16 protein-coding genes, 1 tRNA gene and 1 pseudogene are annotated in these 16596 nt (G+C 56.8%); 10 read left to right on the top strand and 8 right to left on the bottom strand.

The annotated features are described in order from the left end of the window. Positions 1-177 precede the first annotated feature (177 nt). Positions 178-612 (top strand): HU family DNA-binding protein, encoded by a 435-nt coding sequence (locus E5678_RS05225; protein ID WP_136177540.1) that lies wholly within the window; start codon positions 178-180, stop codon positions 610-612. Positions 613-1090: 478 nt separating this feature from the next. On the opposite strand, the gene E5678_RS05230 is transcribed toward E5678_RS05225, so the two are convergent. Continuing rightward, the gene (locus tag E5678_RS05230) at positions 1091-2101 is read right to left on the bottom strand and encodes an integron integrase (RefSeq protein ID WP_136177541.1); all 1011 of its coding nucleotides are present in this window, start codon (positions 2099-2101) and stop codon (positions 1091-1093) included. Between the two features lie 148 nt (positions 2102-2249). Here E5678_RS05230 and E5678_RS05235 point away from each other — a divergent pair, with 148 nt between their 5' ends. Next, positions 2250-2888, top strand: coding sequence for a hypothetical protein (locus tag E5678_RS05235; protein WP_136177542.1), 639 nt, complete (start codon positions 2250-2252; stop codon positions 2886-2888). Positions 2889-2944: 56 nt separating this feature from the next. Next, complete coding sequence (locus tag E5678_RS05240; protein ID WP_136177543.1) at positions 2945-3616, top strand: hypothetical protein; 672 nt, start codon at positions 2945-2947, stop codon at positions 3614-3616. A gap of 388 nt (positions 3617-4004) precedes the next feature. On the opposite strand, the gene E5678_RS05245 is transcribed toward E5678_RS05240, so the two are convergent. After that, a complete protein-coding gene (locus E5678_RS05245; protein ID WP_136177544.1) occupies positions 4005-5087 on the bottom strand; it encodes an IS110 family transposase in 1083 nt (360 codons plus the stop codon). Between the two features lie 202 nt (positions 5088-5289). Here E5678_RS05245 and E5678_RS05250 point away from each other — a divergent pair, with 202 nt between their 5' ends. The 5 genes from E5678_RS05250 (at position 5290) to E5678_RS05270 (ending at position 9186) form a co-directional block, all read left to right on the top strand. Next, positions 5290-6339, top strand: a complete 1050-nt coding sequence (locus tag E5678_RS05250) for an IS30 family transposase (RefSeq protein WP_136177545.1) — start codon at positions 5290-5292, stop codon at positions 6337-6339. 43 nt (positions 6340-6382) lie between these two features. Then, the gene (locus E5678_RS05255) at positions 6383-6817 is read left to right on the top strand and encodes a DUF4279 domain-containing protein (protein ID WP_168708491.1); all 435 of its coding nucleotides are present in this window, start codon (positions 6383-6385) and stop codon (positions 6815-6817) included. 101 nt (positions 6818-6918) lie between these two features. Further along, complete coding sequence (locus E5678_RS05260) at positions 6919-7335, top strand: hypothetical protein (RefSeq protein ID WP_136177547.1); 417 nt, start codon at positions 6919-6921, stop codon at positions 7333-7335. Between the two features lie 476 nt (positions 7336-7811). Then, positions 7812-8336 carry a hypothetical protein gene (locus E5678_RS05265; protein WP_136177548.1) on the top strand — a complete coding sequence of 175 codons (525 nt, stop codon included), beginning with the start codon at positions 7812-7814 and terminating at the stop codon, positions 8334-8336. 361 nt (positions 8337-8697) lie between these two features. Next, on the top strand, positions 8698-9186 hold the full coding sequence (locus tag E5678_RS05270; protein ID WP_136177549.1) for a DUF1579 domain-containing protein: 489 nt from the start codon (positions 8698-8700) through the stop codon (positions 9184-9186). Between the two features lie 86 nt (positions 9187-9272). Here the strand turns inward: E5678_RS05270 and E5678_RS05275 are convergent, their stop codons facing one another. The 5 genes from E5678_RS05275 to E5678_RS05295 form a co-directional block, all read right to left on the bottom strand. Beyond that, positions 9273-9596 carry an AlpA family phage regulatory protein gene (locus E5678_RS05275; protein WP_348770371.1) on the bottom strand — a complete coding sequence of 108 codons (324 nt, stop codon included), beginning with the start codon at positions 9594-9596 and terminating at the stop codon, positions 9273-9275. A gap of 171 nt (positions 9597-9767) precedes the next feature. Beyond that, entirely contained in the window at positions 9768-11438 is a 1671-nt protein-coding gene (locus E5678_RS05280; RefSeq protein ID WP_136177551.1) for an integrase arm-type DNA-binding domain-containing protein, read from the bottom strand. A gap of 156 nt (positions 11439-11594) precedes the next feature. Further along, a tRNA-Ser gene (locus E5678_RS05285) sits at positions 11595-11684 on the bottom strand. A 68-nt stretch (positions 11685-11752) separates the two neighbouring features. Further along, on the bottom strand, positions 11753-12667 hold the full coding sequence (locus tag E5678_RS05290; protein ID WP_136177552.1) for a stomatin-like protein: 915 nt from the start codon (positions 12665-12667) through the stop codon (positions 11753-11755). A gap of 44 nt (positions 12668-12711) precedes the next feature. Then, positions 12712-13137 (bottom strand): NfeD family protein, encoded by a 426-nt coding sequence (locus tag E5678_RS05295; RefSeq protein ID WP_136177553.1) that lies wholly within the window; start codon positions 13135-13137, stop codon positions 12712-12714. Positions 13138-13312: 175 nt separating this feature from the next. Here E5678_RS05295 and E5678_RS05300 point away from each other — a divergent pair, with 175 nt between their 5' ends. Further along, positions 13313-15604, top strand: coding sequence for an arginine/lysine/ornithine decarboxylase (locus tag E5678_RS05300; protein ID WP_136177554.1), 2292 nt, complete (start codon positions 13313-13315; stop codon positions 15602-15604). 124 nt (positions 15605-15728) lie between these two features. Continuing rightward, complete coding sequence (locus E5678_RS05305; RefSeq protein ID WP_136177555.1) at positions 15729-15953, top strand: YdcH family protein; 225 nt, start codon at positions 15729-15731, stop codon at positions 15951-15953. Between the two features lie 135 nt (positions 15954-16088). On the opposite strand, the pseudogene E5678_RS05310 reads toward E5678_RS05305, so the two are convergent. Then, positions 16089-16514, bottom strand: a pseudogene (locus E5678_RS05310) (SDR family oxidoreductase); the annotation flags it as partial. Positions 16515-16596: the final 82 nt, after the last annotated feature.

A 16596-nucleotide genomic window follows, 5' to 3' on the forward strand; every position in this document is an offset into this window, starting at 1 on the left:
TTTTTGGAGGTTCAATTCCTGGACCTTGCCTGCCCTGTCGGCGGTCGTGTGGACTTCGAGCAACTTCGAACCGGAAGTTGAAAACTGTTTAGAGATGCGGGTGAAGTCCACTGGTCAGAGTTTCTACAATCGAGCAGCGCGGTTTGCGCTTTACATCACTTGAAAGAATCTCTAGCCATGGCGACTGCAAAGAAACCCACTGCCGCGAAAAAGGCAACAACCGCTCCGAAGAAGCCCGTAGCAGCCCCCCAAAAGGCCGCTCCTGCGAAAAAAACGGCCACAGCTCTCGCACCACTCAAGCCGATCAAAACGGCCTTCAACAAGACCACGTTGCAAACTCACCTCGCAGACGTGGCCGGCGTCGAGCTCAAGGCCGTCAAAGCCGTGATGTCGGCGCTGGAAGCCACGATGGTTGCCTCCCTGAGCAAGAAAGGCCTGGGCGAGTTCACTCTGCCTGGGCTGCTCAAAATCACCGCACAGGCCGTGCCAGCGAAGAAGAAGCGTCGCGGTATCGACCCGTTCACCAAGGTCGAGCGAGAGTTCGCTGCCAAGCCGGCCACGGTGCGAGTGAAAGTCCGCTCATTGAAGAAGATCAAGGACGCCGCGCTGTAATGCAATTGTCCTGGGCGCTTGGGCTTGAAGTCTGGCGCCCATTCGATCGGGGCCCGTGGCACGTTGGCCGGCGACGCCAAGGGAAAGTCACGGGCGCACCTGCGAAATCACGGTACCGGACACAAACGAGTTTCCGCCAAGATGACGTGAACGACGGGTGAAGGTATTCGCGAACGCTCAGGCCTCAAGGTTGAATGTCTGAGGCCAGCCTTGAAGCGTTTTTCAAATTTCGGTTTTGCAGCGATTGCCGCCGGTCGCGGTCGGGAACTGAGTTCACGGTGCCTGACACGAAGCCGTCATCGGCTTGCCCGGCAGCGCAGCGGCATCAATGACTGGGTATCAAGGGGGCTGCATTCATCCAGCGAGGCAGGCCGCAGGTTGCCCCGCCAACTCGCGGTCAAATGTCAACTGCTCGAAGGGCTGAACTCACACTGTCGACCCACTGCAGTCCTTCGCCCTCGATCCACAAAGCAGTCCCTCAGGACCCGAGGGCAAGGGCATCCAGCGGACTGGCCGTACCGCCAGCAGCCACCTTGAGCACGTGGGTGTAGATCATCGTCGTTGAAACGTCGGAATGGCCCAGCAATTCCTGAACAGTTCGAATATCGGTGCCCCCTTGCAGCAAGTGGGTGGCGAAAGAGTGGCGCAAGGTGTGCACCGATACAGGTTTGTGAATGCCCGCCTTGGGCACAGCCACCTTCAAGGCACGCTGCAAACGTTCTTCGAACAGATGGTGCCTGCGCTCCACGCCGCTCCGCGGGTCAATGGAAAACGTGGGGGAAGGAAACAGCCAAAACCATCCCCACGAGTAGCCCACCTTGGGATATTTAACGTCCAAAGCATGCGGCACCTCGACGCCCCCGCGTTGCGCCTGCCGGTCGGCCTCCCATAGGGCACGGGCTGCCAACATTTGCAGACGCAGCGCAGGCGCCAATGATCGGGGCAACATCACCACCCGGTCTTTGCCGCCTTTGGCCTCTCGCACGATGACCACATGCCGGTCAAACTCCACATCTTTCACCCGCAGGCGCATACCCTCCATCAAGCGCATGCCAGTGCCATACAGCAGACGCGCCAAAAGGGCCGTAATCCCATCCATCTGCGCCAATAGGCCTGCTACTTCGTCTTTGGTGAGCACCGAAGGAATGCGCTTGGCCTGCTGTGGGCGCCCAATGTTGTTCAGCCACGGCAAATCAATATTCAATACTTCCCGGTAGAGAAACAGCAAAGCACTGAGCGCTTGATTGTGGGTAGAGGCAGACACCTTGCGCTCATTGGCCATCATGGACAAAAAAGCCTCCACATCCGCCACACCCATGTCACGTGGATGGCGCATGCCACCTGCCTGCGTGGCGCTCCAACGGATGAAAAATCGCACCCAATACAGGTAGGCCTTTTCGGTCTTGAGGCTATAGTGCATGTACCGAATTCGTTCGCTCACCTGATCGAGCAAGCGGGTTGACCGCAACAAAGGAGTGCCGGGTTTCATGGAAAATTTATACCTGTTTTTATATCCAGTGTATAGCCCTGCAACCCAGCAGGCAAGCGGGGCGCAGCATTTTTCTCGAAAAGATGTATCGTCAAGCGCCGGATGTATCAACCGGTCTTTGCCGTCTACATTACGTTAGGTTCCGCAGATGCAACCTTCGGATTTACAGGTCGCCGTCAGTCAAGGTGCTGACTTTCCATGGTGGGCATTGTTCGCTATCGTCAGCGCATCTGGAGTTGGCGCCTACCTAGCCACGTACCTGGCAAAAAAGGGGGAAGCCCGGGCACTTAGAGAGGATTTCGAGTCAATTCGCAGCCAACTCAAAGCAACGACGGCAGACGCTGAAGAGATCAAGCAGGCCTTGTTTGGGAAGTCATGGCGAAGCCAACAGCAGTGGTCGGCCAGAGAAGCACAGTATCGTGATCTCTTGGGTCAGCTCTACACGTTCAAAACCTTCCTCTTGGAACTGAGCGAGTTTTACCTGACCCCAGGTTCGGAACACACTCCCGACAACCAGATGGGGCCAAACTTCGAGAACGTCCGTGGCAAAGCAAAGACCGCCAGCACAGAAATATTTCGATCATCAGGTACTGCTGCAATGTATTTGTCGCCTGAGGCTCTCGCCTCTCTCGACAAACTGCGCTCTGAGCACTGGTTGCTTGAGAGTTTTGGTGCGGTATCCACCGCAGACTATGTACACGAGGCCTTCAAACTTGCATCTGAGGCATACGAGAACGTGCTCGCCGAAGCTAAGCAAACCCTTGGTCTTCCAGGCGGCGGAGCCTAACCCCTTGGTCAACCTGACCCGCTACGGCAGGCGCCGCGAGCCTTAACCGACACATCATGAGCAACAAACTACTCAACAAAGACGAGACTATCCCGGAGGTGTTCTACATCTTCGTTAACCAGCTCAACCCGATGACTGAGCACAACTTCAAGTTGATTGGTCATTTCTCGTCGGCGGCCTTTGGAAGTCTCAGTGATCCGGGCTTCCTAAAGAAGTACATCGAGGGCTCCGCAAGGTATCTGCCGTATGAGCCTTGCCAAATGGATCAGTTGGCGATCTCACCTTTCTTTCTGACTGCAATCAATGAGTACAGAGTTGAATACGACGTGGAGTCCTTTCGAGAGAAGCACGCCAGACTTCTACCATCTCGGCTGTCAGCTCTATATGCATTTGGTGACTACAAAACCTGCAAGTTAGTGAGTTCAACGTACAACTGGCCATTGAATTCGGTTCAACGTTTCAGGCTCAAACCACATCCACTCAACAGGGTCGCCAAAGTCAATATGGAACACATCTCGTTGGCTCGCCATGCCTACAGGGTCGCCTCGCTTCAAGACGTTGATGCGTTGTGGCAGAGCTACTGGAGCGGCGAAGCAAACTGCGTCTTCACTCTCCCAGCCGCAGGGTTCAGTCGCAAGACATATGAATCAGGAACGATATGGGAGTATCTGATTGAGGGCGTAGTGGAGCACTTGGATCGGCAGCAGGAAGTTGAATCAGCGAGCTGAACGCTTCGCTACGTGCCTGACATCAAAAGCAAATTCATGGGATTCAAAGCAAAAGTGGCCGAGCGTGGCAAAAGCGGCGCCTAACCCTTCATATATGGACTCCCCCACAAGTGCAAGAAACTGATTGATGTTTTGGCTGTTGGGGAATCGCCTGCAGTCGTATATCCGGCATCTGAGGTGGACTCTGTTGTGGTCCGTGCCAGCATGGAATCTGCGGGACCGGCGCGCCAATCGTTACAAGCGGCAGGCAAGCTGCCGGAAGAGTTATCGGCGTCAGCCGGTCTGGGGTGTGCCCGGTTGGCCATGTGGGTCAATCAATCTCGTCGCAAGCGGCGTGGGTGGAAATAAAACTCGTTTTGGGTGACGGCTGTTCGTTTGGGTTTGCCCTTCAGGCAGGCATCACAAAACTCTCTCGGTGGATCTTTCTGTTCAGCCGTTCGGCTTCACCGAACGGCGTTTTGTCCCTGAGCGTGGCGTAGCAAATGCGCGCCAGCTTGTTGGCCAGCGCACAGGCCGCCTTGTTGTGGTTCGATCGGCGCTGCACATCCAGTGCCCAGCGGCGCACACCGCACACCTCACGCTCGGCCGCCTCAGCCACCTTGGCCGCTCGCAACACGCTCCTGGCGCCATGCGTGAGCAACATGCGCAAATAGCGGTCCCCGCGCTTGGAAATCGAACCCAGGAAGCGAGTGCCTCCCGAGGAGTGCTCACGCGGCGTGAGCCCGAACCAGCTGGCAAAGTGGCGCGCATCCTTGAAGTGCGTCACATCGCCCGAAGTGGCCGCCACCAGCGCGGTGGCCGTGAGCAAGCCGATGCCAGGAATGGACAGCAGCGTGGTGCAGGCTGGGCTCAATCGTGCCAAGGCAGCCAACTCTCGCTCCAGCTGCGCAATGCGAGCCTCCAGCAAACGCACTTCTTCTACCAACAACCGAGCCGTTCCCCGGATCAGCTCAGGCACAGCAGAACTCGGATCGGCCAGTACCCGGCTGATCGCCTCCAGCCCGGTGCGCGCACCCACGGGAACCGCTATGCCGAACTCACGCAGGAAACCGCGCAAGGCGTTGATGCGCGAGGTGCGCGTGCCCATCCACAGCGAGCGCACTCGGTGCAAGCCTTGCAAAGCTTGCTGCTCGACCGACTTCACGCGCACCGGGCGCATGTCGGAAGCGCGGGCGGCTTCGAGCAAAGCCGCCGCATCGGTGGCATCGGTCTTGTTGCGGCGCACATAGGCGCGCAGGTATTGCGCGGGCAGCAGGCGAACCTCAATGCCCAGGCCATTGAGCCAGCGCGCCCAGTGGTGGGCCGAGCCGCAGGCTTCCATGACAACGAGAGATACAGCCCGATTTGCGAACCAGCGCTCGAACTGCAAACGCGTGAGACGCTGCGTTTCAACGATGCGCCAATGCTCATCGGCCACAGCTATTTGGAAAACGGATTTGGCCAGATCGACGGCCACAGTAGTAGCATTCATGTCGGACTCCTTTCGTTTGGATGAAGACATGATCCCCACGCCCATGAAGACCAGAGCGCGAATGTCGCGCAAACAAACGGGGGAGTCCATCCCATCAATCGAGAGGACGTCACCCGGCAAGCCGGTCGCCGCCTCTCATCTCAAACGTTAAGCCGGGCGGAATCAATAATCAAGTGCAACACCCAACCGGTAAGGTACCGCCATGGGAAAGCACTACGAACAACTCACCGCTGAAGAACGAGCGGCGATCATGATGATGAAGTTGAACAACTGCTCGGCGCGGCAGATCTCTTTGATGCTGCGCCGCGCGCCTTCGACCATCACCCGGGAGCTGGCACGCTTTGCGGCCTGGCCGGATCGGCATGCACAGACTGCCAACGCCCCTTCTGTGTACGACGCCCGCCTCGCCGGTTTGCGCGCTCGACGCGAGCGTTTCAAATGCCGCAAACGCTCCAAACTGACCACCGATACCGTGCTCTTCGGCGTGATCCAGCACTTTCTGACTCAGGGATGGTCGCCCTCGCAGATCGCGGGCACACTCAAACTCATGTGGCCCGATGAACCTCAACGCACCGTCTCGCACGAGACCATCTACAACTGCATCTACGCCATGCCCAAGGGTGAGCTGCGCAAAGACCTCATCGCCTGCCTTCGCCGGGCCAAAGCCAAGCGCATGCCGCGCAGCCGGGGCGAGGACCGCAGAGGCCAGATGCCCGATCTGCTGAGCATTCACGTGCGTCCGCCCCAGGCCAACGACCGCGCCTTCCCCGGCCACTGGGAGGGTGACCTCATCAAAGGCGCCGCCAATCGCTCTGCCGTGGGTGTGCTGGTCGAGCGCAGCTCTCGTCTGGTCATGCTGATCAAGCTGGCCGATGCAACAGCGGCCTCTGCCCTGGAAGGTTTCACGGCCAAGCTGCGCGGCGTCGCAGAACCGATGCGCCAGACCCTGACCTATGACCAGGGAAAAGAGATGGCCCGCCACGCCGAGCTGACAGCCAACACGGGCGTGATGGTGTACTTCTGTGACCCACACAGCCCCTGGCAGCGTGGTTCCTGCGAGAACACCAACGGGCTGATCCGCCAGTACTTGCCCAAGGGCACGGACTTGTCTGCTCACAGTCAGGAGCAGCTCGATGCGATCGCCGACCTTCTCAACAACCGCCCGCGCGCCGTCCACGGTTTCTACCCGCCGATCAGCGTCTACCAGGCCATGTTGGACAAGCTCAATCAACCCAATTCCTCAATTCAATAAATCAGTGTTGCACTTGGGACTTGACTCCGCCCCGCATAAACACATGCAAAATTTCTCCTTCGTCGTAGCCATCCGCATCTGGCATCCGAGCATTGATCCCGCAGTCATTTCGACAACACTTGGGCTCGTGCCGCAGCATCAATCCAAAGCGGGCGAGCCACGCGTAACTTTGAAGGGCAGACCACTCGGAGGAATCTACGCGGAGAGTCACTGGAGCTCAGACCCTTTTGCACGCGGCGAGTACCTGTCTCACGAGAACAGCGTCGAAGATGTATTCATGGATGTTGTTGAGTTTCTCGCACCCAATAAGGCGTTCTTGCTTTCACTCCGGGAACAAGGGGCAAGAATGCATCTCCAGGTCAGCACCCACAGCAACAGAAACTATGCTCTGGTGTTTGCACCGGAACTCCTTGCGCAATGCGCTCAGCTTGGTGTTTGCCTCGTCCACGATGCGTACCCCTATCCGCAAGACTGGTAGCACGAATGCGGCTTAACATGTTGTTCGTCTCGGACACGCAGCAGCAGAAGGCCGCTTCCCGGCGCGTGCTGCCCGCCGGACAACGCCAACGTTAGCCATCTATGTCCGAGGTGTTTGGATTCCCAGTCGCAATGGCAATTTCCATGCTCATGCTTGCAATTGCCTACTTTTTTGCTGTGCATAGCCCCGTGTTACTTGCTCTCTTCACGGTGTGGCGTCAGCGAAAAACAATGCGACGTCGCATCTTGTTCGTTGGCACCGTCATGGGCGCAACCTATGGCTTCCTTGTGGTCCTAGTCATGGCCATTTTTTTGCCCATTTCTGCATTTCTAATATTTATCGTGCCGGCACTCAAAGAGCAGGGGTATCTCAAGAACTCTCTCTTTTTGGCACTTGCAGATTTTGTCTTCGCTTGGTGGTGGGCACTCCTGCCGTTTGCTGTCCTCATTCCTGCCATCTTCATTTCACAGTATTTCGCTGCACGGTGGAACGGTATCGTTGAGGCTCTCAATGGCTAACACTTCGGTCAAGGCCGCTCCCTTCGGTCGCTGGACATTACGCGATAAAGCACCGCGCCACTTACCTATAACGTTGAGTGACAGCTTTCCCTTTTGACCACGGTCCGCTCATGGCCGAGACCACCAGTTCTCGCCTGTACGAGAAAGCTGACGTTAAAAGTGAATGGACTTTCATGCGTCGCACGCAAAGCTGCCTGTCAGCCCTCAAAGTCTATGTTGTCCAAAGGGCTCATACGCAACAAACGCCGCCTTGCGAACCTGACCGCGTCAGGAATTGATTCTGTGCTGGGTCTCACCAAGATTGAAAGCTCCTTGCTATCGAGGCCGTTGACTCGGTAGCGGAGTTGACTGTCAAGACTATATTTTATGATGCAACTGCTTGAGTCATGAGTGAGATCGGAGTGGAGGCAGTTGGGCACGAACGATATTTCGTGATGTGAAAAATAGATCTGAAGCGGGTAAAGAATAAAATTCAAATGCGCACAATCTTTGGTTTTTTATTTGGTGGCGGGAGGTTTTCGCGCGTCAGGCTGACGTTTTGGTATTTTTTTCCACTCTATCTCCTAGTATTGACCTTTTTGTTTTTAGCAGAATTTGTACCAGCAAGCATACCTTCCAACATTTCTGATCGATTTATTGTGATGTTTATGGGAATTTATATCATGTTGGGATTTTTGATCTCAGGATGGATAATTTACAAGACGCTTGGTGATAAAACACACCTCTCAGTAATGTTGCGGACATTGCTTGCTTTCGTTTTGGTTGTTTGGGGTGGCATGATTGATAGCGCGCTCTTTGGTAACATGTTTCGAGGTGTTCCGACGGAGTTGTATGGCGATGGACTTAACTGGATAAAAGTTTCAACTACGGAGGGGAATCGGCTTGAAGGCGCAGTCAAAACTGTTTTGGTTGTTTCTGGGTTTTATGTGGCGCTTAGCTTTATGTATAGCATCATCCCAGCATGCGTGATTTTGGTTTTAGTTGGGAAGAATCGCTCTTAACACAGTGTTAATACCGACGCTCAATCTCTAAGTCAGGAATCGACCCCAAGCAGACAATTCCGCACTTTCTGCAAAGCGGTCAACCAAACCTGCAGCCTATGAAAAACCGTACCCAACACGCATAGACCTGCACGGTGCTGAGGCTATAGTGCATCTACCGAATACGCGAGATCAACTTGACCAAAATTCAGGTGCACTTCATCGGAAGGCTGCTGGATTTCACGGAATTTTTCTAACTGGACGTATATCCGGCATATTTGCGAGCCAGCCAAGCTGCAAGTCCCTTTTAAGAGGAATCAATTCCCAACTTATAGAGCCGGTTTTGCTCTGGACATAGCATTTAGCCTAAGGACAAACTCTCTTGCCGCTCTCAGCACTTTCTTCAGCCCCAGATGACTTCGACTTTGTTGTCGGAGACTGGTTTGTAAAACATCGTCGCCTCGATAAGCGCTTGGCAAACTGTCACGACTGGACGGCGTTCGATGGCGAAATGTCAACCCACAAGGTACTTGGAGGCTTCGGCAACCTTGAAGACAACCTGCTGAAATTCCCAGGCGGGGAATTTCGCGCCATTGCCTTACGCGCTTTCGACAAAGAGTCAGGAACTTGGGCCATTTGGTGGTTGGATGGTCGCTTCCCTGGCCAATTAGATGTGCCGGTAAAGGGCCGCTTCAAAGATGGCGTCGGCAGCTTCTACGCGGATGACATCCAAGACGGAACTGCGGTCAAGGTTCGTTTCCTTTGGTCCCGTTCAGGCCTCAACACTTTGCGCTGGGAGCAAGCGTTCTCAGCGGACGACGGTGTAATTTGGGAGACCAACTGGACAATGGACTTCACGCGAAAGCCTTAGGTCCAAAAAAACGTTCGAGGCGCACTGCTGCGCCGCTGCTCAACTCCATCCTTGAACGGCTGCTCTCCCGTTCGAACACCGACCGCTCATGGCCGACAGTGTGAGGCCATGCAGAGTCCAGCAAGGTGGCATGCGGCGATTGCACCAGGGAGGAGGGCGGCGCTAGCTGGTCCCCGGAAGCGGGCACCCCGCGAGACGTCCCTGCGCCAGCCAACGGCGCGGCTCGACAACTTGACGGGGGAGGGGAATCTGTCCTCTGTGACCAGGCGGTAGATGCTCGAGCGGCCCAGGCCGGTCAACCGAGTGACCGCGCCAGCCGCAGAAAAGTCAGAGCATCCGTATGGTTGGACTCCATGGTGGGCGGTAGGTTGGTGCGCAGGTGCATACTCCAAATGATGGAAGTTCCCCAATGCAGGCAGTGGTCGACCGGGTCCGGTCGATGACTTTGCGGTAAAAATGGTCGCTCAGGCTGGGAATGTTCCTGCGGCAAGATCAGCCCTATGCGTGTTTGTCGATAAGCTGGGGTCACTGTCGACTGGTGACCACCAGCGGCATTCGCACAGCACCAAAATACCCACAAGTTAAACTGAGTTCGAGTACACACCCGTCATGCGAGTCCTGTTTTTGAAGGCCACCAAGGGTTTGAGCCGAGCACTGCGATATGCACTGCTGGCTTTGCCGCTGCTGATCGGTTTTGTGTATGGGGTGCGTGTGACGATGAGTGTCGTGTTGGACCGACTGCCTTCACTTTTGGAGATGACCGGAGTTGCGCTGCCACTGGGCTTGCTGGTGATTGGAGCCATGCGATGGCGCCACAACCGGCGCTTGCGGCGCGCTGTCGTGGACTTGCAAGACTCTGCACTTTGGTGAGTCGGTATCGCGCCACCCGGGGCTGTTGGCCCCCGGCACCGAAATGCCTCGGCTGCCGATTTCCGCGGGCTTACCTCATCGGTCTCCATACGCGCACGGCGAAACCATTTCAGCCTCTTCATCCTGGGTAAGGCAGTACCGGCTGGCGGTGTCAAGAAATCGGCGGAGGCAACACACCATCCGCTGACGGCAACGACTTTCCCCACCACACAGGCGTCCAGGAAATCGCTCCACGCCTGCATCATGTTGGCGCGCGGTTGCAGGTACAGGACATGGTTGTAGGACGCGCTGACCTGACTCCGCTGCTGGTGTGCCAGCTGTAGCTCAATGTGTTCGTGTGGCCAGCCTCGTTCGTGCAACAGCGTGGACGCGATGCCTCTGAACCCATGGCCGGTCATCCGGCCCGCGTATCCCATGCGATCAAGTGCGCCGAAGATCGTGTTGTTGCTCATCGACTTTTCATGGTCGCGCTCTCCGGGGAAGAGCAGGGCGCTGTGCCCGGTCAGGGTGTGCAGGCTGCGCAGCAGCGTGACGGCCTGGGTGGAGAGTGGAACGATGTGGGGCGTCGTCATTTTCATGCGCTCAGCCGGTATGTCCCACCGCGCGCCGTCCATGTCGAACTCTTCCCAGCGCGCACCGATGAGTTCATCGGTTCGTACGAAGGTCATCGCCATGAGTTTGATGGCCACGCGTGTGACGGTGCTGCCGTTGTAGACCTCGATCTTGCGCAACAACTCGGGCAGTTCCTTGCCGGCCAGTCGCGCATAGTTCTCCTTCTTGCGTGAGGCCAACACATCGCTCGGGCGAATGTCCACGGCCGGATTCCGTTTTGCAACGCCGTGAGCGATCGCGTACCGGTAGATCTGCGAGCAGGTTTGAAGAGCGCGTTTGGCGATGTCGAGGGCATCGCGCTTTTCGACGGCCTTCATCAGGGCGACCAGTTCGGGGGCCTCAATTTCTGCGATGGGGCGTGTTCCGATCGCCGGAAAAACGTCGGCTTCCAAGCGACGCCACACATAAACGGTATGGCTTTCACTGCGCGCGGCCTTCCAGCTTTCCCTCCATTTTTTTGCAACCGCCGCAAAGGAGTCTTCGACGGCCAGGCGTCGGGCGATGTTCTCGGTCTTTCGGGCGGCCATCGGGTCGGCGCCTGCGGCCAGCAGTTTTCGGACGCCGTCCACCTTGTCACGGGCTTGTGCAAGAGAAACGTCGGGGTAGGACCCCAAAGCCATGAGCTTCTGTTTGCCGTCGAACCGGTAGGCAAGTCGCCACAATTTCGACCCCAAATGCGTGACATGCAGCTGTAGGCCACGCCCGTCAGATAGCTTGTAGGTCGACTCCCGTGGCTTGCTGGACTTGATGGCAATGTCGGTTAAGGCCATGTTCACCCCTGTTGGTAGAGGAAATACCAACAGGACACCTTGGATGACAAGAGATGTTTTGGGACGTCCGGAAACAAAAAAGCCCCGGAACACGAGGTGAACCGGGGCTTTTAGGGTGTCTGGCGAGACGTCTTTCGACGCCCTGAGACTCATTTTTGGCGGAGCAGGCGGGATTCGAACCCGCGGTGGGGATAAACCCACACACGCTTTCCAGGCGTGCGACTTAAACCACTCATCCACCGCTCCACGAAGCCTTGCATTATAGCAGTCTGAGAGCCCCCTTTTTTAGGGAAGCACTCAGAATGTCAAAAACATCAGCTGGCCTTGCTCGTCCCCACCATTTTCATGGCTGAGGCAATCAGTCCGGACACCTCGGTCATGTTGCCGGGGATGATCAGCGTGGTGGTGGATTTGTCAGCCACCTGTGCATAGGCATCCACGGCACGCTCAGCCACTTTCAGCTGCACAGCCTGCTCTCCACCTGGCTGGCGGATGGCGGCGGCAATGCGCTCGATGGCCAGCGCTGTGGCGTCAGCCACCGCGGTGATCGCGGCTGCTTCGCCTTGCGCTTCGTTGATGGCGGCTTGCTTCTCACCCTCGGAACGGGCGATGAAGGCTTCGCGTTCGCCGGTGGCGATGTTGATTTGCTCTTGCCGGCGGCCTTCGGAGGCTGCGATCAGGGCCCGCTTTTCACGCTCTGCCGTGATCTGCGCTTGCATGGCATGAAGGATTTCTTTTGGCGGGGTCAGGTCCTTGATTTCGTAACGCAGGACTTTGACGCCCCAGTTGAGGGCTGCTTCGTCAATGGCCTGAACAATCTGGGCATTGATGATGTCGCGCTCTTCGAAGGTCTTGTCCAACTCCAGTTTGCCGATGACCGAGCGCAACGAGGTCTGAGCCAGTTGCGTGACTGCCATGATGTAGTTGGACGAGCCGTAGCTGGCCCGCATGGGGTCGGTCACCTGGAAGTACAAGATGCCGTCAACCTGCAGCTGCGTGTTGTCGCGGGTGATGCAGACTTGGCTGGGTACGTCCAGAGGAATCTCTTTCAGGCTGTGCTTGTAGGCCACCTTATCGATGAAGGGCACCAGGAAATTGAGACCTGGGGCGAGCGTGCCGTGGTATTTGCCCAGGCGTTCGACCACCCAGGCGTTTTGTTGAGGGACAACCTTGATGGCTCGAATGATGAAGATGGCGGCGATGACGAAAACGAGTGCTGCGACTTCCATGGGGGCTTGATCCTTGACTTGAGGGTTGAGTTAGGGGGAGTGTGTCAGGCTTTGTCGACCAGCAATCGATTCCCAATCAATTCCGCGACGCGATGTGGCCCTGGCGAGGGGTGTACACCTTCACGGACCATGACCGACCATTGTGCACCGCGGTATTTGACACTGGCTGTGCCATCGGGTTGCCAGTGGTCGACCTGAACCACTTCACCGACGTCGAGGTTGACGCTGCGCATCGCGCGTGCCGAGGGATCGCCATCGTGGCGCTTTTTCTTGAGGTACCACAAGACCACGGCCGCAGATCCGACCAGCGCTGCAGCGAGCAGTTGGCCCGTGGTGCTCAAGCCAGCGTGCGCTGCCAAGGCTGCCGCAGCCATGCCAATGGCCAGCATGAGCAAATAGAAGGTGCCGGTGAACAGTTCAAGCGCGACCATTGCGCCCGTGAGCAGCCACCACCAGGTTGAATCCGACATACTTGTTCCTTTTCTCGCGTCCGGGGCCTTGCGAATGTTGTAATTGCGTGCAACGTGCCACATTCTGAAGCATACGCAGGGTGTACTGAAAATATGTGTTGTGAGATTTCCGTACACTCCCGCGTTGCTTTGACAATTTTGATTCCCGAGAGCCGCTTTCCGGCTGGAGAACTCCATGAAATTTCGCTTTCCCATTGTCATCATCGATGAAGACTTCCGTTCCGAAAACTCGTCTGGCCTGGGCATTCGTGCCCTGGCTCAAGCGATCGAGACCGAAGGATTCGAAGTTGTGGGGGTGACCAGCTATGGTGACCTTTCGCTGTTTGCACAGCAGCAATCGCGCGCCAGTGCATTCATCTTGTCAATCGATGACGAGGAGTTCAGTGCTGGACCGGACGTCGATCCAGTGGTGCTCAATTTGCGCAATTTCATCGCGGAAGTGCGCCGCAAGAACAGCGATGTGCCGATTTACATACACGGTGAGACCAAAACAAGCCGGCACCTGCCCAACGACATCCTGCGTGAGCTCCACGGCTTCATCCATATGTTTGAGGACACGCCAGAGTTTGTGGCGCGCCACATCATCCGGGAAGCCAAGAGCTACCTGGAAGGCATTCAGCCGCCGTTCTTCAAAGCGTTGCTGGACTACGCCGAAGATGGCTCCTATTCGTGGCATTGCCCTGGGCATTCGGGCGGCGTCGCCTTCCTGAAAAGCCCCATCGGGCAGATGTACCACCAGTTTTACGGCGAGAACATGCTCCGTGCCGATGTGTGCAATGCGGTGGAAGAGCTTGGCCAGCTGCTGGATCACAACGGCGCTATTGGCGCGTCCGAGCGCAATGCCGCACGCATTTTCAACGCCGATCACTGCTTCTTCGTGACCAACGGTACCAGCACCAGCAACAAGATGGTCTGGCACCACACCGTGGCACCCGGTGACGTGGTCGTGGTGGATCGAAATTGTCACAAATCCATCCTGCACAGCATCATCATGACGGGCGCCATTCCTGTCTTTCTGAAGCCCACCCGCAACCACTACGGCATCATTGGCCCGATCCCGCAAAGTGAGTTCGAGATCGATTCCATCAAGGCCAAGATCCGGGCCAACCCGCTGTTGGCAGGTGTCGATGCCGATACGGTCAAGCCCCGTATCATGACGCTGACCCAGTCGACCTACGACGGTGTGCTCTACAACACCGAGACCATCAAGGGTTTGCTCGACGGATACATCGAAAATCTGCACTTTGACGAGGCTTGGTTGCCCCATGCGGCCTTTCACCCGTTTTATGGCAGCTTCCACGCCATGGGTCGCAAGCGCGCACGCCCCTTGCATTCGGTGACCTATGCGACCCAATCGATCCACAAACTGCTCGCTGGCATCAGCCAGGCCAGTCATGTGCTGGTACAGGACTCACAAGACACCAAGCTGGATCGCCACCTCTTCAACGAGGCCTACCTGATGCACACCAGCACCAGCCCGCAGTACAGCATCATTGCCAGCTGCGATGTGGCGGCCGCCATGATGGAGCCGCCCAGTGGCACTGCGCTGGTCGAGGAAAGCATCGCCGAGGCGCTGGATTTCCGCCGCGCGATGCGCAAGGTGGACGACGAGTTCGGTGCCGACGACTGGTGGTTTCAGGTCTGGGGGCCGGAAGATCTGGTGGACGAAGGCATTGGCCGTGCCAAAGACTGGGTCCTGAAGAAAACCGATGCCGATGGCGTGCAACCCTCGGACGGCGAAGATTCCTGGCACGGTTTTGGCGACATGGCGCCGGGCTTCAACATGCTTGACCCGATCAAGGCGACCATTGTCACGCCGGGTCTGAATCTCGATGGACGTTTTGAAGAGACGGGCATCCCTGCCTCGATCGTGACCAAGTACCTCGCCGAGCATGGCGTGGTGGTTGAAAAGACGGGCTTGTACAGTTTCTTCATCTTGTTCACCATCGGCATCACCAAGGGCCGCTGGAACACGCTGCTAACGGCTTTGCAACAGTTCAAGGACGATTACGCCAAGAACCAGCCAATGTGGCGGACCATGCCCGAGTTCTGCGCCAAACAGAGCCGCTACGAGCAGATGGGTTTGCGCGATTTGTGCCAGCATGTGCACCAGTTGTATGCCAAGTACGATGTGGCCCGGCTGTCAACCGACATGTACCTGAGCGATCACACGCCTGCCATGAAACCCAGCGATGCGTTCTCGCACATTGCGCACCGCACAACGCAGCGCGTTCCAATCGATGAGCTGGAAGGCCGCATCACGACCAGCCTGGTGACACCTTATCCCCCCGGTATCCCGCTCTTAATCCCGGGCGAGGTTTTCAACAAGAAGATCGTCGATTACCTCATTTTCAACCGTGAGTTTGCGCGCGAGTGCCCGGGTTTCGAGACGGATACCCACGGTCTGGTGCAGGTGACCGGCAGCGATGGTGTGGTGCGCCATTTCGCCGATTGCGTTGCGAAATGATCTGACGAGGATCAATGCACGATCTGGAAAGAGGCCGTTAAGATGATGCAGTGGGTGGGGTGCTTATGTGGTGGCGCCGCTCGCTTTGCCTGTTTCTTTTGTCCGATTTCCTGGAGGTTTGCCGATGTTCCCTGAATTCCGCGATCTGATCACCCAACTCAAGGGGCACGACGCCCACTTCACGCGCCTGTTTGACAAGCACAACGCGTTGGATCAAGTCATCTTGAACAAAGAGGCTCACATCGAGCCCGGCACCCAGATTGAGATTGAGCAGCTGAAAAAAGAAAAGCTGCTGCTCAAAGACCAAATCTTTGGGGTTTTGCGCGAGCGAAGCAAACAAGGCCAGTAAGACAGGTATCAGGCACTGCTGTGCCGTGCCTGTACTGCGTCAGGACACGGCTTCTCCGTGTTTCTGATGCCGCAAGCCTGGCTGAAACGGCCATCGGCCTAGGTCATTTTGGCGTTGCTCCCAGAGGCAAAGTCAAACATCAATCAGCAAAAACGCCGCAACCTTGCCCACCACCGAGGGCAGCATGCTGAAGTTTTTGATGCTGCTGGGGGCCAGTGTTTTGATGGGCCCTGCGCTGTTGCCATTCACGCGCTTGCCTTATCGGTCCAGAGACTCTGTGAGGTAGCGCACAGAGGTTTCCAGGTTGACGTTGTGCAAGCCCATGGCGTTGTATGGGGCAAGCCGATGGCGGGGACAAAGCCGTCAAGGCTGAGCCCTGAGCGGGACGGGTCGGCAAACAGGTGTTCGATCTGCGCACTGTCAGCCACATCACAATCAGCTGCCTGGCCTGAATCAAATTCAGCGGTGAATTCGGGGATGCGCCACTGGAAACGTTCCCCACGTATCTGAACGCGAGCCCGCCTTGTGCGCGTGGCAGGCCATGGCGACGCCCTAGGCGATCGATCAAAGGGGCAAGATACCCGTGAGCAGCAGTTTTTTGCCCGCCAAAAATCCCATTGCTCAAAACTCCGCCAAAAATCCC

It is taken from the genome of Hydrogenophaga sp. PAMC20947, from assembly GCF_004795855.1.
Classification (GTDB): domain Bacteria; phylum Pseudomonadota; class Gammaproteobacteria; order Burkholderiales; family Burkholderiaceae_C; genus Hydrogenophaga.